The sequence below is a fragment of the Rhodococcus rhodnii NBRC 100604 genome (assembly GCF_001894925.1).
GTDB classification, from domain to species: Bacteria; Actinomycetota; Actinomycetes; order Mycobacteriales; family Mycobacteriaceae; genus Rhodococcus_F; species Rhodococcus_F rhodnii.
This window is the reverse complement of record NZ_BCXD01000003.1, coordinates 155,875-177,165: the sequence shown is the minus strand read 5'-3', so window position 1 is coordinate 177,165 and position 21,291 is coordinate 155,875. Positions and strand designations below refer to the sequence as shown.

Sequence of the window (21,291 nt, the reverse complement as noted above, 5' to 3'; positions counted from 1 at the left end):
TTCTACGTACGTCTGCGGCCTGCGTCGTACTACCCCTGGTAGTAAAAGCCCAGGTCGTCTTGTGGTAATCGTCACGTCGGACTCCACTTCGCCCGCATAGGCGGCCCGCGAAGGCCCGTTTCTCGTGTGCTTCTTTCCCGCGACATGCCTGCGCGCGTACTACGCTCGCGCCGTGAGCGCAGGAACGAAGGGCGATCGTCCTCGCGACGAGGCGATTCCGGACGCGGTCCCGGCGGCGTTGGCGCAGGTCACCGTCCGCGCGCGACGTGTCGTCGCGGCGCTGGGGCGCGCACCGGTCTCGCTCGCGTTCCTCGTCGCCCTCTGGGTGGCGGCCGTCGTCTCCGGGTCGGTCCTGCACGGCCCGTCGCACTGGCTCGCACCGCGCGTCGGGCTCGGTGTCGGCCCGGTCGAACACGGGCACCTGTGGGTGGTCGTCACGTCGGGGCTGTGGGCGCACGGGCTGCTCGCGTACGTCGTGGCGACGATTCTCGTGCTCGCCGTCGCGGTTCCCGTCGAACGCCGGATCGGGTCGGGCAGGTTCGCGGTCGCAGCACTCGTGTCCCAGGTGCTCGGCGCCCTGCTCACGCTCGGGTTCGCCGGCGCGATGCGGCTGCTCGACGAGAGCTGGGGGTTCCGGCTGCACCTCGGCGTCGCCATCGGCCCCGGGCCGTGGATCCTCGGTGCGCTCATGGCGGCCACCGCGCACATGGGAACCCTGTGGCGGCGCCGGATCCGGGTCGCCGTCCTCGCGTTCACGCTCACGCTCGCGCTGTTCGGCGGGCAACTGCAGGACGTCTTCCGGGTGCTCGCGGCCGTCGTCGGGCTCGTGGTGGGCGTGTGGCTCGTGGGCCGTTCCGCGCGCGGGCCGCGGATCTCGGGCACGCGGCGCGAGGGCCGGGTGCTCGTCGCGATCGTCGTTGCGGCGGGCGCACTCGGGCCGGTCGTCGCCGCGCTCTCGCCGGATGCCGTCGGGCCGCTGGCCGTGCTGAGCGAGATGGTGCGCAGCACGATGTGGACGGCGCCCGAGGTGCGCGAGTTGTGCGTGGCGTCGGCGACCGATCCGGACTGCCGTCGCGGGTTGCTCGAGCTTCGGTTCTCGGGGATCGGCCCGACGCTGCTGTCGATCCTTCCGCCGTTGTTCGTCGTCGCGCTCGCCGACGGGCTGCGCCGCGGCAGGCGCTTCGCGTGGTGGGCCACCGCCGTCGCGCAACTGGTGCTGCTGGCGGCCTCCCTGGGCAACTACCTCGTCCGCTACGTGTCCGCGACCGACCGCTCGACGCTGTTCTACGGGCTCGACGATCCGAACCTCTACCGCACCTTCGCCCCGTTCCTGGTGCCCGCCGTCGTCCTCGCCATCCTGCTCTCCACCCGGCGCTGGTTCGACGTCCGTGCGCCGCGCGGCACCTACCGGCGGTTCTGGACGCGGATCGCGCTCGTGGCGCTCGCCCTCGCCTCGGTGTACGTGCTCGGGGCGCTTCTGGACCGCGACGGCTTCGACCGGCCGCCGGGTGCCGCGACGCTGCTCGGCCACGTCTTCGAGCAGTTCGTGCCACCCGTCTATCTGCAGTGGCTCGATCCGTCGGTGCTGCCGGTGTCGGTCGTCGCGACGTTCCTCTACGAGTGGACCGGCGTCGTGTTCTGGGTCCTCGCCTGCGTGCTGGTCCTCGCGACGTTCCTGTCGCCGGCCGCGGGCAGCGACACCGACTCGCAGCGCGCCCGCGAGCTGCTGAGCTCCTCGACCGGCAGCCCGCTGGCGTGGATGACGACCTGGGACGGCAACAGCTACTGGTTCGGCCCCGACGGCCGCTCCTACGTCGCGTACCGCGTGATCGGCGGCGTCGCCCTCACGACAGGCGATCCTGTCGGGCCACCCGACCGCCTGCGGTCGTCGATCGTGCATTTCGCGGAGTTCGCCGCGGCGAACGGATGGACGCCGTGCTTCTACTCGGTCACCGAGGAGACGCGCGCCGCCGCAGCGGGCCTCGGGTGGGGTGCGATCCGGGTCGCGGAGGAGACGGTCCTCGATCTCGGGTCGATCGCGTTCACCGGCAAGCGCTTCCAGGACATCAGGACGGCGCTGAACAAGGCGCGCAAACAGGGCATCGCGGCCGAGTGGGTCCGTTTCCCGTCGGCGCCGCTCGCGCTCACCGACCAGATCACCGCGATCTCGGAGGAATGGGTCGCCGACAAGGACATGCCCGAGATGGGGTTCACGCTCGGCGGTATCGACGAGATCGACGACCCGCAGGTGCGGTGCCTGCTCGCCGTCGACGCCGACCGCACCGTCCACGGCGTCACCTCGTGGCTGCCGGTGTACCGCGACGGCGAGATCGTGGGATGGACGCTCGACTTCATGCGGCGCCGCGCCGACGGCTTCCGTCCCGCGATGGAGTTCCTCATCGCGTCGGCGGCGCTCGACCTCGAACGCGAGGGGTACGAGTTCGTGAGCCTGTCGGGTGCACCGCTCGCCAAGATCGAGGACGAGCCGGACGCGGAGCGCGGCGCGGACTCGGGCGCGCTCACGTCGGTGCTCGGCGGCGTCCTCGATCTGCTCGGCCGGACCCTCGAACCCGTCTACGGGTTCCGGTCGCTGCTCGCGTTCAAGGCGAAGTTCAAGCCCCGCTACGAGTCGCTGTACCTCGCGTACCCGGACCCGGCGGCGTTGCCGAGCATCGGCAACGCCGTGGGCCGCGCGTACCTGCCGGACATGTCGTTCGGCCAGGGACTACGGCTGGTGAGGTCGGTCGTCGGTGGCAGGCGCTGACCGGACGGGTCCGCCGACCGAGCCGTAGACGTGCCGCGTCCCGACGGGGACGACGAGCGGGCGGTCGGACACCGGATCGTCGATCACGGTCGCCTCCAGGCCGAAGACGTCGCGGAGCAGTTCCGCGGTGACGACCTCGGACGGCGGACCCGACGCGACGATCGCGCCCTCCTTCATGACGACGAGTTCGTCGCTGTAGCGGACCGCGAGATTGAGATCGTGCAGCACCATGACGACGGTGCGGCCGTACTCCTCGTGGAGCCGGTCGACGAGGTCGAGGACCTCCATCGAGTGCGCGAGATCCAGGTACGTCGTCGGCTCGTCGAGAAGCAGGATGTCGGTGCCCTGCGCGAGCGCCATCGAGATCCACGCGCGCTGCCGCTGCCCGCCGGAGAGCTCGTCGACACGGCGGTCCGCGAGGTCGGCGATGCCGGTGAGCTCGAGCGCCGCCGTCACCTCGGTCTCGTCGTCGGACGACCACTGCCGCAGCCACGACTGGTGCGGGTGGCGCCCGCGTGCCACGAGGTCGGCGACGAGGATGCCGTCGGGCGCGATCGGCGCCTGCGGCAGCATTCCGAGGACGCGCGCGACCTCCTTGGTCTTCATCGTCCCGATCGCCTTGCCGTCGAGCAGGACCGACCCCGAGCGCGGCTTCGAGAGCCGGCCGAGTGCGCGCAGCAGGGTCGACTTGCCGCAGCCGTTGGGGCCGATGATCGTGGTGACGACGCCGGTCCGCACCGTGAGATCGAGCCGGTCGATGACGACGCGGTCGCCGTAACCGAGTCGCAGGGCGTCGGCGCGCAGGGTGTGCGCGCTGGAGACTTCTGCGTCCGGCCGTGTGGGTGCACTCATGCCGTCACCTTTCGATTGTTGCGGACGAGGAGATAGAGCAGGAACGGGCCGCCGAGGGCGGACGTCACGATGCCGACGGGCAACTCGACCGGCAGCACGGTGCGCGCGATCAGGTCGGCGCCCACGACGAGGACCGCGCCGGTGAGGGCGGACGCGACGACGGGCGGCCCCGACGCGCGGGTGAGCCGGACGGCGATCTGCGGGGCGGCGAGCGCGACGAATCCGACGGGCCCGGCCGCCGCGGTCGCGACGGCGGCAAGCACGACGGCGACGAGGAGCATCGCGCCCTGCGCGGCCTGGAGCCGGATGCCGAGCGACGCGGCGTTCTCGTCGCCGAGCCGGAGGACGCCGAGCGTGAAGGTGCCGGCGAGGGCGATCGCGCCGAGCACGGCGACCGCCACGGCGAGCGGCCACACCGCCGACCAGTTCGCGCTCGCGACGGAGCCGTTGAGCCACACCTGCGCGCGGGAGACGTCGTTGATGTCGCCCGAGACCATGACCCAGCCGGTGACGGCCACGAGCATCGCGTTGATCCCGATACCGACGAGGATCAAGCGATAGCCCTCGACGCCGCGGCGCCACGAGAGCAGATAGATCGCGGCGCCCGTCGCGAGGGCACCGGCGAGTGCGGCGAGGGGGAGGCCGAGCATCGCGAGGGCACCGACGAAGGCGCCGCCGCCACCGAGGACGAGCAGCGCGACCGCAGCGGCGCTCGCACCGGCGGTGATGCCGAGAATGTCCGGGCTGGCGAGCGGATTGCGCGAGACCGACTGGGTGAGCGCACCCGCGATCGCGAGCGCGACGCCGATGAGCAGCGCCGTGAGCGCACGCGGCAACCGCAGGTCGTGCACGATGAACTGCTGCGCCCGGGTTCCCCCGCCCGCGAGGACGGCGAGGACCTCGGGGATCGACATCGGATAGTCGCCGAGTCCGATCTCGAGGCAGAACAGGACGACGAGCGCGGCGAGCAGCGCGAGGTTGACGCCGATCGCGAGCGGCCGCAGCACGACCGAGAGCGGGCCGACGCGCAGCGCCCGCCGGGGGAGCCGCGTGTGCCCGCCCGGCGCGGGCAGTGCGGCGCCATGCGTCGTGGCGCCTGCGCCGATGGTCGTGTTCGGTGTCGTCGTCACAGCGACACCAGCTTCCGGCGCCGCACCAGCGCGACGAAGAAGGGGCCGCCGATCAGGGCGAGCACGATGCCGACCTGGAGTTCACCGGGCCGGACGAGAACGCGGCCGAGGACGTCGGCGACGAGCAACAGCGCGGAGCCCAGCAGCGCCGAGTAGGGGACGAGCCACCGGTAGTCGGGCCCGGTGATCGCGCGGGCGATGTGCGGGACGACGAGGCCGATGAACGCGATCGGTCCGCACGCCGCCGTGGCCGCGCCCGTGAGCAGGGTGATCGCGACGACCCCGACGATGCGGCTGAAGACGATGTTCGAGCCGAGCGAGCGGGCGACGTCGTCGCCGAGGCCGAGCAGGTTCAGCCCCGGCGTTCCCGCGAGCGCGAGCAGAAGGCCGACGACGATGAACGGAAGAACGGTCCAGAAGATGTCGAGGCCGCGGCCGGCGACCGAGCCGACGACCCAGAAACGGTAGGAGTCGAGGCTGTTCTGGTCGAGCACGATGATCGCCTGGGTGAGCGCCTGCAGCGAGAAGGCGACGGCGGCCCCGGCGAGGGCCAGGCCGAGCGGGCTGCCGCCGCCACCTCCGATCGAGGACAGTCCGAACACGACGATGCTCGCGAAGAACGCACCCGCGAACGCGAACCACAGGTACTGGCTCGGTGCGGTGAACGAGAACAGGTACATCGACAGCACGACGAGGAACGCCGCACCTGCGTTGAGGCCGAGCAGACCGGCGTCCGCGAGCGGGTTGCGTGTGAAGCCCTGGATGAGCGCACCCGCGACGCCGAGCGCGGCGCCGACGACGAGCGCGAGGAGCGTGCGCGGTCCGCGCAGCGTCTGCACGATGACGTCGGTCTGCGACCCGTCCGCGGCGAACACGCCGTGTGCGACCTCGGCGATGGTCAGCGGACGCGCACCGATAGCGACGCTCGCGACGACGGCGAACACGAGAATCGCGAGGAGCGCGAGTAGGCCGAGGAGGCGTCGGCGCCGCACCGCGGCGGGTGCGCCGTCGGGCTCGTGGGGCGTGAATCCCTCGGCGCGCGCGGTCTTCTCCCGCACGACCTCGATTCCGTCGCGGCGCAGCGCGCGCAGCAGAGCCCGGTCGCGGCCGATCGGCCCAAGGGTGCCGGTGTCGCGGGCGAGGACCCCCGCCCACCGCATTCCGGTGCTCTGCCCGGTGCCGCCGACGCGCAGCCCGAGATTCCAGACCGCGAGGGCGACGGCCGTTACGAGGGCGACGGCGCCGAAGATCCAGCGGTCGGCCTGGCCGCCGCCGTTGGCGTCACGCAGCGAGTCCACCACGAGCCATCCGAGGACGACGGGTGCTGCGGTGAGTCCGGCGTCGACGGTCCAGGCGAGCGCGCGCGACCGCATGGGGGCGGGGCCCTCGGGGATGTCGTCGTATCCGGCGCGGCGCTCGGAGAGACGGCTGGTCGAGCCGTCGGCGAGGCCGTGCGCGGTCACGTGGTGCTCTCGGACAAGATGTCGTGCTCCTCGGGGACTGCCGGTTCACTCGATGCTTAGGTTACGGAAACCTTACCCAGTCCGCCGGTGCGGGTCCTGCCGTGACGTGAATCACCGCACGGGCCGGTGTTCAATTGTTGTGAGGCTAGCCTAAGCTTCGTTCACATCGAGACGCGATCGCCGCGTGCCGCATGCCGGGTGTCCACCCGAACGGCCGCGGCGGCAGCGCTTTCGAGCCCCTGACCGCTTTTCGAGAACCAGTGAACGGAGTGCCTCGTGACCACGATGCTCGTCGCTCCCACCTCGCTCGCCGCCTTCGCGTCGCCGCTCGAGTCGTCCCGCGATCGACTGCGCGATCTCAACCCCGAGTACCCGCGCATGTACGCGGTCGCGGCGATGATGGACGAGGGGAAACGGCGATGGTGGGCGCTCGCGGACGCTCCCGGCAACGACCGCGTCGGCCGCATGTACCGGCGCGTGCTGCTCGATCTGCCCGATCCGGAGGCGGCGGCGCTGCAGGTCGCGGACTCGCTCATCCACGCCGTCGTGGGCCGGGTCGCCGCACTGATCGTCCTCGAGGGCCGCGCGTGGGATCCGGGCGTCGAGAACCTGTGGATCCACATGGACAACGACGAGGGTGCCGACTGGGCGGGCGTGCTCGACGAGGTCGTGCGGGTGCTGCCCGACGACCCGGCCGCGGGCATGCCGGGAACGGTCACCCTGCCGTGCGAGCGTGCGCTCGCGGTGTGGACGGCGCATCGGTGCCTGTCGTCGCTCACCGCCACGCTCACGGCCGTGACGGCCTGTGCGCCCGTCGATCCCGCGCGCTTCTGGAGCTCGGTGGGCCAGTCGATCCTCGGTGCGGCCGGCTGCGTGCCGTTGCTCGCCGGGGGAGGGGAGTCGACCGGGCACCGCCGCGGCCAGTTGCTGCTCGACGCGTTCACGGCAGCGGGCGTCCCGGTGCGCCGACGCGTGCATCCGTATCGGACGTCGCGGCGCAGCGGGGGGCGTGCACGCCGCGCATCGCTGAGCCTGCGGCGCGAGCGCACGGCATTCGTGTAGCTCTTGATAGTTAGGCAAGCCTTGCCTATAGTCGATCTCGGTTGTTCGTCACACGTCAGGCGACACGATCGTCCGGACCGGCCACACGGAGTCCTGAGGGCTGCAGCGACTCCCGGTCCATGCCCGGTGGGCCCCCACGACACGCGCGTCGTGGGGGCCCACTCTCGTCTCCGCCCCACACGGGCACGGGGGAGACGCCGAGGCGCAAGCGCGGTGGTGTAGTAACGACGGAGTACACAGCACGTCCAGATGCCGCCATCACGGGGCCCAGGGAAGGAACGGTGAACGATGGCCGAGACCCGAGGTGACACGCGCGATTCCGCGGCGCCGAGCCAGGACGAGATCGCCGAGCACATGGGCCGGCTGGGGCGCGGCTTCGACGCCGCGATCGGCCTCGAGTACCTCGAGGTGACGCCCGACCGCGTGCGCGCAACGTGGGAGGTCGTTCCCACCCTCCATCAGCCGGCGGGAATCCAGCACGGCGGTGTCTACTGCTCGGTCGTCGAATCGGTCGCGAGCGTCGCCGGTTCGGTGTGGTTCGCGGGCAAGGGGCACGTCGTCGGCGTCAACAACAACACCGACTTCCTGCGCGCAGTCCGTGAAGGACGGCTCGTCGCCGAGGGGCTGCCGATCCATCGCGGACGCAGCCAGCAGCTGTGGGAGGTGCGCATCACCGACGAGACCGAGCGGCTGGTCGCGAAGGGACAGGTTCGGCTCGCGAACATCGTCGACACGGCCGCCCTCGGCAACAGCTGACGGCCTCGGCTCAGCCGGCTGCGCGTGGCCTACCGTCCTGCGCATGTGATTCAGCGTCGAGATTCTGCGAGTCGCGCGCCGCTCTGTCGATCGCGAGTCTCGCGAACACCTGCTGCTCCGTCGACGCCATCTGCGCGCGGCTGCGGCCGAGGAAGGTCACCGTCCACGAGATGAGCGTCGACAGCCGATTGCGGAAGCCGACGAGGTACATCAGGTGGATGAACAGCCACGCGATCCAGCCGATGAACCCGGTGATCTCGAGCTTGCCGACCTGTGCGACGGCGTTGAACCGCGAGATCGTCGCCATGCTGCCCTTGTCGAAGTACTTGAACGGCGGTCGCGCTGCGGGTGATTCGCCGCGCGTGCCCGCGACGATCTGCTTCGCGGCGTAGCGGCCGCCCTGCATCGCCACCTGCGCGAGACCGGGGAGCTTGTCGAGCGACATCATGTCGCCGACGACGAAGACCTCGGGGTGACCGGGCACGGTGAGGTCCGGGTTCACGAGCAGCCGGCCCGCGCGGTCGACCTCGGCGTCGGTCTGGTCGGCGATGACGCGGCCGAGCGGGCTCGCCTGCACGCCCGCCGACCACACCTTGGTCCGTGCCTCGATCCGGCGCTCCGTCCCGTCCTTGTCCTTCACGACGAGTCCCGTGCTGTCGACGTCGACGACGAGCGCCCCGAGCTGGACCTCGATCCCGAGCTTCTCGAGGTCGGATCGCGCGGTGCGGCTGAGCTTTCCGCCGTACACAGGCAGGACGGCATCGGCGCCGTCGAGGACGATCACGTGCGCCTCGCGCGGGTCGATATGCCGGAACGCGCCGCGCAGTGTCCGGTGTGCGAGCTCGGCGATCTGCCCGGCGAGCTCGACGCCCGTCGGTCCGGCACCGACCACCACGAACGTGAGCAGCCGTCGGCGCTCGTCCGGGTCGGTGGTGAGTTCGGCGAGCTCGAACGCGCCGAGAATGCGGCCACGCAGTTCGAGGGCGTCGTCGATGGTCTTCATACCGGGAGCGAACTCGGCGAACTGGTCGTTGCCGAAGTACGACTGCCCCGATCCTGCCGCGACGACGAGCCAGTCGTACGGCGTCACGGTCTCGCGGCCCAGCACGTTCGAGGTGACGGTGCGGGCCGTGACGTCGATGTTCGTGACGTCGCCGAGCAGGACGGTCGCGTTCTTCTGCTTGCGCAGCACGAGACGGTTCGCGGGCGCGATGTCGCCGACCGAGAGGATGCCCGTCGCGACCTGGTAGAGCAGCGGCTGGAACAGGTGGTGCGTCGTCCTGGCGATCATGGTGACGTCGACGTCGGCCTTCTCGAGGGCCTGCGTCGTGAAAAGCCCGCCGAATCCCGATCCGACGACGACGACGCGCGGCCGGTGCGTGGGCTGCGTGCCGCTGCGCTGCGGCTCGTCCCCACTCGGCTCGTTCCCGTGCAACTCGGCGGTCATGAAGGCTCCTCGGTCGGTGGGATGCTCTCGTGCGATGGCCGGCTCGGGACGCCGTGCCGGCTCACTCGTCGATGCGGGGGAGTCGGGGGTCGTCGTCGCGGCGGTACGGGTCGACCTCGGTGGGACCGTGGTAGTCGCCGCCGATGGAGACGACGAACAGGGTGACGACGAGGGCCGTCACGACGATCACGGTGATGGCGACGACGCCGTAGCCGACGCCTGCTCCGATCGATTCCCAGTCCATGACGAACCTCCGATCGTGGGGTACCCGGCACGTTCGTGTCCAACCTATGCGCCGGGCATCGGTCCGGGGGAAGATTCGGCAGCGTGATAGTGAGAAATAGTCCGGCCAGGACGGAACAGTAGGAAAAACAGAAATCCGACTCCGTTCACGTGCGGCTGCACGACAGGCAGCTACAGCGGGGGCTCTCCGGGGCGCACGACCGCGGCGAGTGCTGCTGCGGCCGAGTGCACCGCGCGGCCCGTGCGGTCGCGCAGATCGGACTCGTGGAACAGCGTGGACGGGCCGGCGACGCTGATCGCCGCAACGGGGACACCGCCGGGGCCGGGCACGGCGGCAGCGCACGCGTCGATGCCTTGTTCGTAGCCCTGCTGCGACCACGTGACGGGCTCGGAGCGCGCGGCGTCGAGCAGGGGAGCGAGGGCGGCGTACGTCGTGGGGCTCGCAGTCGTCGCGGCGGTGAACGGCTCGTCGCCGAGCACGTTCCGCAGCGCGGCGTCGTCGAGTGCGGCGAGCAGGACGCGCCCCGGCACCGTGAGGTGCGCGGGGACGCGGCTGCCGACCGAGATGTTGCTGACGAGCGGACGATCCGGGATGGACCGCAGGAGGTACCGCGCGTGGCCGCCGTCCAGGATCACGAGATACGCGGAGAGTCCGAGTTCGCTGCTCAGCGACTCGAGCACGCGACGCCCGACCGACGTGAGGTCCTCGCCGCCGAGCGTGAGCGCCGACAGCGTGAGCAGCCGCAGGCCCGGGCGGTGTCCGCCGCCGGGACGCTTCGTCACGATGTCGAGGCTCTCGAGTTCCGCGAGCAGCCGCGTCGCCGTGACGCGGTTGATCCCGGTCTCGCGTGCGAGTTCGCTGAAGTTGGCCGTCGCCCCGCCGTCCGCGATGTAGTCGAGGAGGCGGAAGACGCGCGCCGTCGCGCTCGCGGGCGTATCCGTCACGCGGGGGAGGCTACAGCGGCGTCGCCGAGCGGGACGGTCCAGGGGTTGTACTCGTACACCCAGTCGCCACTGCCGGAGTCCTTGAGCCAGTTGTTGTTTCGTGAGCCCACCTGGATACGCGCGGTCCGCTCGCGCCGGGCCGCCTCGTACGTCGCGAGTGCGGCGGGGATGCCGGGAACGGTGTCGATGCAGCGCGCGAGGACGACGGCGTCCTCGACGGCCTGGCCGGCACCCTGCGCCATGAACGGCATCATCGGATGGCACGCGTCGCCGAGCAGCGTGACGGCTCCCATGCTCCACGCCGGCAGCGGATCGCGGACGTAGAGCGCCGAGGCTAGGACGGTGTCGCATCCGTCGAGCAGGGCGCGGGCTTCGGGGTGGAACTCGCGGTAGAGCGCCCGCAGTTCGTCGGGGTCGCCGGGCATCGTCCACGATTCGGCGGTCCACGTCGATCGGGGAGTGGTGGCGAAGACGAAGATGTCGCGGCCGCGGTTGAGCGGGAACGTCACGATCTGCGTGTCGGGGTCCGGCCCCCACCACTTGGTGAAGGCGCCGAGGTTCGGGACTCCGGCGAGCCGTTCCGCGGGGACGACGGCCCGGTAGGCGACGACGCCCGTGAAGTCGGGGTCGTCGGGACCGAAGCATGCGGTGCGGATCGCGGAGTGGATGCCGTCGGCGCCGATCACGACGTCGGCGCTCGCAGCCGCGTGGTCGGCGAACTCGATCGTCGCGGTCGTGGGGTCGACCGTCGTCACCTTGGCGCCGAACTCGATCGCGACGGTGGGCTCGGCGACGGCCGCGCTCTCGAGCGCCGTCATGAGATCGGCCCGGTGCATCGTGAGCTGGGGTGCGCCGTAGCGGTCGAGCGCGGTCTCCGACAGCGCGATCCGTGACGTCTCCTCGCCGGTGTCCCACGTACGGCTGATGCGGTGAGTGGGCTGCGCGGCGGACTCGCGGAGCGCGGCGCCGATGCCGTCGAGCCCGCAGACCGCGTTGGGGGTGAGGTTGATGTCGGCGCCGACCCGGGCGAACTCGGGGGCCTGCTCGTAGACGGTGACGTCGTGACCTGCGCGGCCGAGCGCGACGGCGGCCGTGAGGCCACCGATCCCGGCGCCTGCGATGGCGATGTGTGTCATGGCTTCCTCGCTGAGTGTCGTCGAGCTGATGACTGTATGTTCATTTATGAACGCTATGAACTTCAGTGAACAGAAATGTAGCGTGCGTTAGCCACGTCCGCCACCCGTGGCGACGACGAAGGCCCCGCATCGGTGGCGATGCAGGGCCTTCGGAGCAGGGCGGTGTCACTCGTGGACGGTGCGCGCGGCGACCACCTTCGTGAGGCTGATGACGACGGCGCCGATGAAGCCGTGCACGACGCCCGCGCCGATCGCGGCCGGCCACGTCTGCGCGGCGATGAACGGAAGCACGACGACCGCGATGACGACGAGCGTCGCCGACCACGTGTAGAACGTGCCGGGCGAGGGGACACCCTGCGCGAGCAGCCACATCAGCAGGCCCGAGCACAGCGCCGCGAATCCGCCGGTGATCGCCGCGGTCCACGGGTCGACGAGGCCGTACGCCCACACCGAGCCCCATTCGAACCGGTTGAACAGAGCCTGCAGGACCGCGGTGAGGACCCAGCCCGCGATCGCAGCGACGAGCACCGTCGCGGCGATGCCCGCGGCGAAGGGCCCGGTCTCGATGCGCGGTCGCCGCGGCCCCTGCGGCGGATACGGTTCGCCGCGATACGGCTGTTGCCCCTGGCCGGGGTACCCGGCGCCGTCGGCGTATCGGGGGTCGTAACCGCGCCCGTACGCGCGAGTCGGATCGTCCCCGTACTGATTGCTCATCTCACCCTCGTTCGTCGAGTGCCGTGCGACGCCCTGTCGTGCGGCCGACTCTACCGAGACGTGGCCGCCGACACGGCGCGCACGGGACCTCAGGTGTGTCGAGGTGATTCGCCGGTCAGGAGGCTCAGCGAGGTTCGAGGATCACCCACACGTCCGAACCCGGCGGTACGGTCTCCTGCGGCTCGGGCAGGGTGAACGCGACGATTCCGTTGTCGTCTCCGCCGTCCGTCACCATCGAGTCGAACGCCTGCGCTGCTTCCTCCTCGGACATCTGGTCGGCGTCGAGCCGTTCCTCGTCGACTTCGTCCCAGGATCTGATGGTGGACACGCGGTCAAGGTTCAGTCCCAGCTGTTCGAGGCCGATCCGCGCGTCCCGGAGCGACGTTCCCTCGTAGTCGGGCATCACGACGCCGGACTGGTCCGATCCCGGTTCGGTGGCGGTGGCCGGCGGCAGGGTCGTGGGCGTGGCCTCGGTGTCGTCGTCCTCCGCGCATCCCAGCACCGAGACGGAGAGCAGGAGTGCGCATCCGACGCCTCCGGTGACCCGTTTCCAGTTCATCGTCGCTCCTCTCACGGAGCGATCGCGTCTGGGATCTGCTCCTGGGCTGCGCGCTCAGCCTATCGAGGCACGGCGTCGATCGAGTCCGATCGCGCGGGATCGCTTCGCCGAGGCCGTGATTCGTAGCGGTAGTCGTCGAGCGGGAACGAGGTCGCCGCACGGTGCGTGCGGAGGGTCGAGTTGGGGCGGAGCAGCGTCGCCTCGCCGTGCTGATTGAAGTAGTAGCTGCGCGACGTCGCACAGTCGCCGGCGTAGAACACCGAATCCTCGAGCCGTGCGGTCGCATCGTCGAGGAAAGCGGTGTTCGCGCTCTCCTCGACCTCGAAGACGTCGGCGCCGCGTCGGCGCATCTCGGTGAACAGCCGCTCGAGGTGCTTCATCTGCGCCTCGATGGTCGTGAAGTAGGAGAGGCCGCTGTACGCGTAGGGGCTGTTGAGCGACAGCAGATTCGGGAACCGGGGCACCGTGATCCCCTCGTACGCCTGGAAGCGGTTCTCGCGCCACCACGCACCGAGTTCGCGGTCGTCGCGGCCGACGATCTCGAACGCCGGGAAGTTCGTGTCCCACAGGTCGTATCCGGTTGCGAGGACGAGGGTGTCGGCGGCGATCGTGCGTCCCGTGCGGGTGACGATCCCGCCCGGTTCGATCCGTGCGAGACCGTCCGTCTCGAGATGCACGTTCGTGCGATCGAACGAGCGCCAGTAGTCGTTGGAGAAAGTGGGGCGTTTGCAGCCGAAGTCGTAGTCCGGCGTGAGCTTCTCGCGGGTGCGCCGGTCCCGCACCTGCATGCGCAGGTGTGCTCGGGAGGCGAGCGCGGCGAGCGCGTTGACGCGATGGGCCTGCCGGAACTTCAGGACGCCCACGACCATGATAAGTTCGAGGATCGAGGTGTTGACCGCCCGCGCGATCCGCTGGGTCACCGGTGCGCGGCGGAACAGGCGCCGCACGACGGCGGGGATGGGCAGGTCGGGTTTCGGGACGACCCAGATCGGGGTCCGCTGGAAGACGGTGAGTTCGGTGGCGTCGCGGGCCAGCTGCGGCACGAGCTGGACCGACGTCGCACCCCGTGCCGACGACGGCGACGCGCCGTCCGGCCGCCGAGTAGTCGTCGTCCCAGGCGGAGGTGTGCAGGATGGTGCCCTCGAACGTGTCGATCCCCTCGAACGGAGGCACGTGCGGCTGCGACAGGAAGCCCGTCGCCGTGACGAGATAGCGGGACGTCGTGGTCTCCCCGCCGGCGAGGGCGACCCGCCACAGTCGGTCGCGCTCGTCCCAGGTCGCGCGCTCGACCGCCGTGCCGAAGCGCATGTGGCGCCAGAGGTCGTAGCGGTCCGCGATGTACTCGGCATAGGACTTCAGCTCGCTGCCCGGCGCGAAGAGGCGCGTCCAGTTCGGATTGGGTGCGAACGAGTACGAGTACGTGACCGAGGCGATGTCGACGGCGAGACCGGGGTAGTGGTTGACGTGCCACGTTCCACCGAGGTCGTTCTCGCGTTCGGCGATGAGGAGCGAGTCGAAGCCGAGGCGCCGCAGCGAGATGGCGGCTCCCATTCCGCCGAAGCCGGCGCCGACGATCACCGCATCGAACTCGGGAGAACCGGCGAACTCGGGGGAGGTGTGGTGACGGGGAGCTCGCTGTGCCATGACTGCCTTCCGACGCGACGCGCTGTGTGTGTTTCTTTCGGTCACAGTAATTCGAGTCACAGGTCTCCGCAATCGTGTGTGTGATTCGATCGCGGCATGAGCGCTCCCGCCGCGGCCGCGCGCCGCATCATCGTCGACCTCGACGGGACCGACCGGACGGCACTCGCGTACGCGCGACTGTTCGCCGCCGAGCCCGGTTCGCCTCTGGGCGTCGCGACGGCGACGGTCGACGTGCGGCAGGGCGGTACGGGACAGGGTGGGGTAGGACACCGCGTGCTGTTCGCGGTCGAGGACCACGAGGCCGCGACACGGCTGCTGCACCGCCGGGGCGAGACGGTGACGACGGACCAGTGGGGGAGTGTGCTCGACCGTTTCCCGTACCTCGGGGTGACCGCCGAATACGGCGCCACGGAGCACGGCGGCGCAGAGGACAACGAGAAATCGGGGGACAACGAGGGCTCGGGGGACATCGTCGCGCTCGACCACGTCGTCCTCACGTCGCGTGATCGCGACGGCGCCGTCGCGTTGTGCTCGGGAGTTCTCGGCCTGGACTTCCGGCTGGACAGCGAGGCGTTCGGGATGCGTCAGTTGTTCTTTCGCGCGCCCGCGACCGTCGTCGAGGTGGTGCTCACCGGTGACGACGGCCTCGGCGGGCTGGCATGGCGCTCGCGCGACCTCGCGGCGACGCGGACGCGGCTGCTGGCGGCGGGATGCGAGGTGAGCGAGATCCGCACGGGCCGCAAGCCCGGTACCCGGGTCGCGACGGTGCGCGACCCGGAGCTACTGCTGCCGACGCTGCTCCTCGAGCAGCGTGAGCGTCACGATCCGAGCGCCTCCACGAGCGCTGCCTTCGGCATCCGCGAATAGCCCGGGACGCCCGCCGCTTTCGCGCGGGAACGCAGTTCCGCGGCCGTGAGGGACTCGAGATCCTCGCCCGCGGGCGCGCTCTGCGGGATCGGACTCCCCGGCGCGGCCTGTTCGAGTTCGTCGACCCGAGCCCGCAGCGACGTGTTCTGCTCGATCGCCTTGCGCGCCTTCTTCTCCGCCTTGCGGACGGCGGTGACCGCCTCTGTGGTGAGCCGTTCGACGTCCGCCTCGAGTCGCGCGATGCGCTCGCCGAGTTCCTTCTTCGTCGGCTTCTTGCTCGCCGTCTTCTTCGCCACGGTGCCTCCTGCCCGCCCGCCGAGTGGGATCGGTTCGTACGGTACGCGCCCCGAGCGGGGTGGGCTGGCGTTCGACGCGACGCGCTAGCCGGCGGCGGCCCTCCGGACGCGGGTGCGCACGCTCTCGGTGGCGCGCCCGAGCGCCCACAGCACCGCCGCCACGACGACGCCCGTGACCAGCACCCAGCCCACGTTCACGGCTGCGGTGCCCGCGCCGAGATGCGCGACGTCGAGGAACGGGTACGGGTACCAGCCCGTGATCGCGCCGTGCGCGAACGTGTAGGCGAGCCACGCGAGCGGCCAGATCAGGGCGCGGGCGATCACCGCGGCGTCGAGGACGAGCGTCGGGCCGAACGCGAGCCACGTGAGGATGGTCAGGGCCGGGACGACGTAGTGGAGTCCCTTGTCGACGACGGCGGCCACTCCGGTCGGTGAATTGTCGTCGGCGAGGACGACGGTGTAGACGAGGCCCGTGACCGTGATGCCGACGAGCGCGTCGAGGTGGACGGCGCGGAACCCCGGGCTCGGCCGTGACATCGAGCGTGCGAGGAGCACCGAGGTGACGGTGACGAGCACGGTGCTCTGGATCGTGAAGTAGCTCGCGAGTTCGAGCAGCCGGCGTGCGGCGGTGCCGTCGCCGCCGCCCGTCGCGACGAGCCACACCTGCACCACCAGGCACAGTCCCGCGATTCCCGCGACGAGGGAGTACGGCACCGCAGCTGCGGACGGGGTGCGACGTGGGGCGGACATCCGCTCATCCTGCCTGCGCGATTCCGTGACATATACCCTATAGGGGTATATGTTGGAACCATGCACGCGAACCACGAGACAGAACCCACGGTGCACGCGCACGGCGGCGAGAATCCTGCCGAGCCCGGCCACGATCACGGCGGGCACGATCACGGCGGCGGACACGATCATCACGACCACGTCGCGAGTTTCCGCCGCCTCTTCTGGATCATGCTCGTCCTGGCGGTGCCGGTGGTCGTGTTCAACGACATGTTCGCCCACCTCGTCGGCTACCACCTGCCCGACGCCGCCTGGGTCGGGTGGGTCTCGCCGATCCTCGGCACCGTCGTCTACCTCTGGGGCGGGCGGCCGTTCCTGACCGGCGCGATCAGCGAGATCCGCGGCCGCGCGCCGGGAATGATGCTGCTCATCGGCCTGGCGATCACGGTCGCCTTCGTCGCGTCGTGGGGCTCGACGCTCGGCATCCTCGACGCGCAACTCGACTTCTGGTGGGAGCTCGCGCTGCTCGTCGTCATCATGCTCCTCGGTCACTGGATCGAGATGCGCTCGCTCGCGCAGACGACGTCGGCGCTCGACTCGCTCTCGGCATTGCTGCCGGCCGAGGCCGAGAAGCTCGACGGGGACGACATCGTCACGGTCTCACCCGACACCCTCGTGGTGGGCGACGTCGTCGTCGTGCGGCCGGGGGCGTCGGTCCCTGCTGACGGCGTGATCGTCGACGGCTCGGCCGACATGGACGAGTCGATGGTCACCGGCGAGTCGAAGCCGGTCGCTCGCGCCGTGGGTGATCACGTCGTCGCCGGCACCGTCGCGACCGACTCGGGTCTGCGCGTACGGGTCACCGCCGTCGGCGACGACACCGCGCTCGCCGGCATCGGACGCCTCGTCTCCGAGGCACAGAACTCGACGTCGCGCGCCCAGCGGCTCGCCGATCGCGCTGCGGGCTGGCTCTTCTGGTTCGCGCTCGGTGCGGCCGTCGTCACCGCACTCGCGTGGACGGTCCTCGGCATGCCCGACGACGCCGTCGTCCGCGCCATCACCGTGCTCGTCATCGCATGCCCCCACGCGCTCGGCCTCGCGATCCCGCTCGTCGTCTCCATCGCGACGGAACGCGCGGCGCGCGGCGGCGTCCTGGTCAAGGATCGGCTCGCCCTCGAGGCCATGCGCACCGTCGACTCGGTGCTCTTCGACAAGACCGGCACCCTCACGAAGGGCGAGCCCACCGTCACCGGTGTCGAGCCCGCGCCCGGCCACGACGCCGACGACGTTCTCGCACTGGCCGCGGCGGCCGAGGCGGACAGCGAGCACCCGCTCGCGACCGCGATCGTCGGTGCAGCGCGGGAGAAGTCGCTGACGGTGCCGAGCGCGTCCGGATTCTCGTCGTCACCCGCGGTCGGTGTCACGGCCACCGTGGGGGAGCGCGAGGTGCGGGTCGGTGGCCCGCGCCTGCTCGACGAGACGAACACGGACGAGCTTCCCGTCGCAGACGAGTGGCGCCGCGAAGGCGCGATCATCCTCCACGTCGTGGTCGATGGCGCCGTCGTCGGTGCGCTGCGGCTCGCCGACGAGATCCGGCCCGAGTCCCGCGAGGCCGTCGACGCGCTGCACGCGCTCGGCATCTCCGTCGTCATGGTCACCGGCGACGCCCAGGCCGTCGCGGAGACCGTCGCCGACGATCTCGGCATCGACCGGGTCTTCGCAGGGGTGCGGCCCGAGGACAAGGCGGACACGATCGCGCAGTTGCAGGCGGAGGGCCGCAAGGTCGCGATGGTCGGCGACGGCGTCAACGACGCACCCGCCCTCGCCCGCGCCGACGTCGGCATCGCGATCGGTGCCGGCACGGACGTCGCGATCGGCTCCGCGGGAGTCGTGCTCGCGAGTTCGGATCCGCGTTCGGTGCTCTCGGTGCTCGAACTCTCGCGCGCCGCGTACCGCAAGATGAAGCAGAACCTGTGGTGGGCGGCGGGTTACAACCTCGCGGCTGTCCCGCTCGCGGCCGGCATCCTCGCACCCATCGGGTTCGTCCTCCCGATGAGCGTCGGCGCCATCCTCATGTCCGCGTCGACGGTGGTCGTAGCGCTCAACGCCCAGCTGTTGCGCCGCCTCGACCTCACCCCGGAGCACAGCGCGCGCGTCGTCCTCGACCGGGCACACACCGGCCGAGAACACTGACCGCGGTCGTCACGACAGGATGTCGCCGACGATCTCCGACAACTCCTGGGTGACCTGCGCCTGCCGCTCCTTGTTGGCGCGCAGATGCAGGTCGTCCAGGAGTTCCGACGCGTTGTTCGTCGCCAGGTTCATGGCGGCACGGCGCGCCGCGGAATCCGACACCGACGCGTCGAGCATCGCCGCGAACACGTGCGAGGTGACCGCGCGCGCGAGCAGGGCGGGCGCCACGTCGTCGATCTCCGGCTCGAGCGCGCGATCGGCCGCGGTCGTCACGATCTCGGGTGGGAGTTCGACCGGCGCCAGACGCAGCGACACCGGGCGCTGGTCGATCATCGACACGAACTTGCTGTGCACGACGTACGCCGCGTCGAGCCCGGGCACGACGTCGCCGCCGAAGCCGGTGAGCGTGCCGTCCGAGCCCGCGACGACCGACTCCGCGAGGAAACTCCCGATCGACGCCGCGGTCTCCGGGCTCGGGTTCTGCGTCTCACCTGTCCACGTGTGCGCGACGTCCCGCTCGTGGAAGCGGAAGTACTCGACCGCCTTGCCGCCGATGACGTAGTACACGGTCTCGGTGCCCGCGCGCCCCAACTCGTCGTCGAGCCGATCCGCGCAGCGCACGACGTTGCCGGTGTAGCCGCCGTTGAAGCCCCGGTCGCTCGCCACGACGAGAACCGCGGCGCGCCGGATGGTCTCGCGTGGTGCGAGCAGCGGATGATCGAACGGGATCGACGCGCGATCGAGAAGTCCGAGCAGCCGCACGAACTCGTCGTCGTAGGGCGCGGTCCGCTCGAGCGTCGTCCGGGCCCGGACGACGCGCGCCGACGCGATCAGTTCCTGCGCGCGCGTGATCTTCTTCGTCGACGAGACCGACTTGATCCGTGCCCGGACCTCCCCACCACCCGACACACCCGATCACCGGCCACGGCGGCGCCCCACGGGGTGGGCCGGCCGCGCGACGTCGAGGTACATCACTCGATGATGACCGCTCGTGGGCCGTCCCGATGCCGAATCGGGCGGTCGGGGCACTGCTACGTTCTCGGGGAATGACCGTTCCGGCCGCGAGCGGCCACTCCCGGGAGGGATCGACCGCGATCACGCCTCGTCGGGCTCGACGGGGATCCACAGGTCGCCGCGGCCCGAATCTCCCTCGTCCTCGGTGATGCTGAGCAGCTGTGGTCCCGGTGCCCACCGGTAGGGGTGGGTGGGGAACCACTCGGTCGCCGCCGTGGCCCAGAGTTGTTGCAGCGCTTCGGGAAACACGCCGCCGCCGGTGAACACGACCCACCGGCCGGCCGGAACGTCCTTCGACTCGACGCCCTCGGGCGCGTCTGCCGTGGTGGCGACTGCGTGCCAGTACTCGACGATGTCGTCACGGCCGTCGAGATACTCCGTCACACCGAGGGTTCCCCGCGGCTCGACGTTCGAGATGTCGACGAGCCGCTCCGCCGCATCGGGGTCGATGTTCCGTTCGAACTGCTCCATGACGTCGTTCCGGCCGAGCGCGACGATGGGGACGACGGCCCGGAAGCCGACGAGACGGAACGGCCCCTTGTCTTCGATCCGATACTGCACGTCGGTGCTCCCTTCTATGGTCAGGTGAAATGTCAGCCGCGACTGCGAGTGCAGCGCGGTGCCGGGGGAGCGGGCCTGCGACGGCGTGACGCCGTGCATCGCCTTGAACGCTCTCGTGAACGAGTCCGCGGAGCCGTAGCCGTACGCGAGCGCGACGTCGAGGACGGGGCGGCCGCCCACGATCTCGGTGGCCGCCGCGGTGAGGCGGCGCCGCCGGATGTACTCCGACAGCGGCATTCCCGCGAGCGTCGCGAACATCCGCCGGAAGTGGTATTCCGACGTCAGGGCGATCCGCGCGAGGTCCGCAGCCGAGACGTTCTCCGTCAGCGTCGCCTCGATGTGCTCCATCGCGGCGTTCCATTCGCGCATGTGTCTCCTCCCGGTCACCGTCGATCCTGCCAACGGGAGGGTGCCGGGGCCCGACGATCGATGCCCGATTCGGTCGGTGCGCGTGCGTGCGTCCGCGGTTCTGCACCCCTAGTTGCGTTCTGCACCCGCATCAGGCGATCGAGCGGGGTGCAGAACGGCATTTCGGGTGCAGAATCGCGGAACCGCGAGCGAATCGCTCGAGCGAAGCGAATCGCTCGAGCGATTCGCAGCCGCTGATACCGGCGGCGGATGCGCGAACGGGGACTGCGACCACTACAGGTCTGGGTTCCCGATGTGCGCACGCCCGAGTTCGCCGCAGAAGCCCGCAAGCAATCGGTTCTCGTCGCGCAGGCCGACGCGACAGGGCGTTCCTGGGCCTCGCACGGTGACTCCATCGCCGACCGAGCAGCGGGGGCGACGGATGCCGGCTCGACCGCGCCCACCCGCCGCAGAGTTGACATAATGTAGATTATCGGCGCTTTATCGCAGGCGCTGGTGGAGCCCGAGGATCGGTCCACAGGTAGGCCTGCAGCACGGCTCGGAGCCG

The 21,291-nt window shown here is 70.6% G+C and carries 19 protein-coding genes and 1 pseudogene; 6 read left to right on the top strand and 14 right to left on the bottom strand.

Annotated features, from left to right (window positions below):
- The first annotated feature begins 214 nt into the window (after window positions 1-214).
- A complete protein-coding gene (locus RR1_RS03050) occupies window positions 215-2,764 on the top strand; it encodes a phosphatidylglycerol lysyltransferase domain-containing protein (protein ID WP_174555396.1) in 2,550 nt (849 codons plus the stop codon).
- Here RR1_RS03050 and RR1_RS03045 read toward each other — a convergent pair.
- Genes RR1_RS03045 through RR1_RS03035 form a run of 3 tightly spaced genes read right to left on the bottom strand, consistent with a single transcriptional unit; the run spans window position 2,726 to window position 6,209 of the window.
- Window positions 2,726-3,616 carry an ABC transporter ATP-binding protein gene (locus RR1_RS03045; RefSeq protein ID WP_010839688.1) on the bottom strand — a complete coding sequence of 297 codons (891 nt, stop codon included), beginning with the start codon at window positions 3,614-3,616 and terminating at the stop codon, window positions 2,726-2,728. The two genes, RR1_RS03050 and RR1_RS03045, sit on opposite strands and share 39 nt — an antisense overlap.
- A complete protein-coding gene (locus RR1_RS03040; RefSeq protein ID WP_040774781.1) occupies window positions 3,613-4,689 on the bottom strand; it encodes a FecCD family ABC transporter permease in 1,077 nt (358 codons plus the stop codon). The genes RR1_RS03045 and RR1_RS03040 overlap by 4 nt, the downstream gene beginning before the upstream one ends.
- A gap of 53 nt (window positions 4,690-4,742) precedes the next feature.
- Complete coding sequence (locus RR1_RS03035; protein WP_010839690.1) at window positions 4,743-6,209, bottom strand: FecCD family ABC transporter permease; 1,467 nt, start codon at window positions 6,207-6,209, stop codon at window positions 4,743-4,745.
- 285 nt (window positions 6,210-6,494) lie between these two features.
- Between RR1_RS03035 and RR1_RS03030 the strand changes: the two genes are divergently transcribed.
- Window positions 6,495-7,271 carry a hypothetical protein gene (locus RR1_RS03030; protein WP_010839692.1) on the top strand — a complete coding sequence of 259 codons (777 nt, stop codon included), beginning with the start codon at window positions 6,495-6,497 and terminating at the stop codon, window positions 7,269-7,271.
- A gap of 354 nt (window positions 7,272-7,625) precedes the next feature.
- The gene (locus RR1_RS03025; RefSeq protein ID WP_238559065.1) at window positions 7,626-8,027 is read left to right on the top strand and encodes a PaaI family thioesterase; all 402 of its coding nucleotides are present in this window, start codon (window positions 7,626-7,628) and stop codon (window positions 8,025-8,027) included.
- 10 nt (window positions 8,028-8,037) lie between these two features.
- Here the strand turns inward: RR1_RS03025 and RR1_RS03020 are convergent, their stop codons facing one another.
- The 7 genes and pseudogenes from RR1_RS03020 to RR1_RS02990 form a co-directional block, all read right to left on the bottom strand.
- Window positions 8,038-9,474, bottom strand: a complete 1,437-nt coding sequence (locus RR1_RS03020; RefSeq protein WP_010839694.1) for an NAD(P)/FAD-dependent oxidoreductase — start codon at window positions 9,472-9,474, stop codon at window positions 8,038-8,040.
- Between the two features lie 61 nt (window positions 9,475-9,535).
- A complete protein-coding gene (locus RR1_RS03015; RefSeq protein WP_010839695.1) occupies window positions 9,536-9,718 on the bottom strand; it encodes a hypothetical protein in 183 nt (60 codons plus the stop codon).
- Between the two features lie 170 nt (window positions 9,719-9,888).
- On the bottom strand, window positions 9,889-10,662 hold the full coding sequence (locus RR1_RS03010) for an IclR family transcriptional regulator (protein WP_010839696.1): 774 nt from the start codon (window positions 10,660-10,662) through the stop codon (window positions 9,889-9,891).
- Window positions 10,659-11,798, bottom strand: coding sequence for an FAD-dependent monooxygenase (locus RR1_RS03005; RefSeq protein ID WP_010839697.1), 1,140 nt, complete (start codon window positions 11,796-11,798; stop codon window positions 10,659-10,661). The genes RR1_RS03010 and RR1_RS03005 overlap by 4 nt, the downstream gene beginning before the upstream one ends.
- A 165-nt stretch (window positions 11,799-11,963) precedes the next feature.
- Complete coding sequence (locus tag RR1_RS03000; protein WP_010839698.1) at window positions 11,964-12,512, bottom strand: hypothetical protein; 549 nt, start codon at window positions 12,510-12,512, stop codon at window positions 11,964-11,966.
- A 124-nt stretch (window positions 12,513-12,636) separates the two neighbouring features.
- A complete protein-coding gene (locus RR1_RS02995) occupies window positions 12,637-13,071 on the bottom strand; it encodes a PASTA domain-containing protein (RefSeq protein ID WP_010839699.1) in 435 nt (144 codons plus the stop codon).
- Window positions 13,072-13,130: 59 nt separating this feature from the next.
- A pseudogene (locus RR1_RS02990) lies at window positions 13,131-14,622 on the bottom strand (flavin-containing monooxygenase).
- Window positions 14,623-14,811: 189 nt separating this feature from the next.
- Between RR1_RS02990 and RR1_RS02985 the strand changes: the two are divergent.
- On the top strand, window positions 14,812-15,582 hold the full coding sequence (locus tag RR1_RS02985; protein WP_010839701.1) for a VOC family protein: 771 nt from the start codon (window positions 14,812-14,814) through the stop codon (window positions 15,580-15,582).
- On the opposite strand, the gene RR1_RS02980 is transcribed toward RR1_RS02985, so the two are convergent.
- Together RR1_RS02980 and RR1_RS02975 are read right to left on the bottom strand one after the other, a co-directional pair.
- Window positions 15,534-15,878 (bottom strand): Rho termination factor N-terminal domain-containing protein, encoded by a 345-nt coding sequence (locus tag RR1_RS02980; RefSeq protein ID WP_010839702.1) that lies wholly within the window; start codon window positions 15,876-15,878, stop codon window positions 15,534-15,536. The genes RR1_RS02985 and RR1_RS02980 overlap by 49 nt on opposite strands.
- A gap of 84 nt (window positions 15,879-15,962) precedes the next feature.
- Window positions 15,963-16,628, bottom strand: coding sequence for a Pr6Pr family membrane protein (locus RR1_RS02975; RefSeq protein ID WP_040774753.1), 666 nt, complete (start codon window positions 16,626-16,628; stop codon window positions 15,963-15,965).
- Between the two features lie 60 nt (window positions 16,629-16,688).
- Between RR1_RS02975 and RR1_RS02970 the strand changes: the two genes are divergently transcribed.
- Entirely contained in the window at window positions 16,689-18,800 is a 2,112-nt protein-coding gene (locus tag RR1_RS02970; protein WP_010839704.1) for a heavy metal translocating P-type ATPase, read from the top strand.
- Between the two features lie 9 nt (window positions 18,801-18,809).
- Here the strand turns inward: RR1_RS02970 and atpG are convergent, their stop codons facing one another.
- Complete coding sequence (gene atpG / locus RR1_RS02965) at window positions 18,810-19,709, bottom strand: ATP synthase F1 subunit gamma (protein ID WP_010839705.1); 900 nt, start codon at window positions 19,707-19,709, stop codon at window positions 18,810-18,812.
- 186 nt (window positions 19,710-19,895) lie between these two features.
- Window positions 19,896-20,744 carry an AraC family transcriptional regulator gene (locus RR1_RS02960; RefSeq protein ID WP_010839706.1) on the bottom strand — a complete coding sequence of 283 codons (849 nt, stop codon included), beginning with the start codon at window positions 20,742-20,744 and terminating at the stop codon, window positions 19,896-19,898.
- A gap of 249 nt (window positions 20,745-20,993) precedes the next feature.
- Here RR1_RS02960 and RR1_RS21565 point away from each other — a divergent pair, with 249 nt between their 5' ends.
- Complete coding sequence (locus RR1_RS21565; RefSeq protein WP_081634230.1) at window positions 20,994-21,212, top strand: antitoxin MazE-like protein; 219 nt, start codon at window positions 20,994-20,996, stop codon at window positions 21,210-21,212.
- Window positions 21,213-21,291 lie beyond the last annotated feature (79 nt).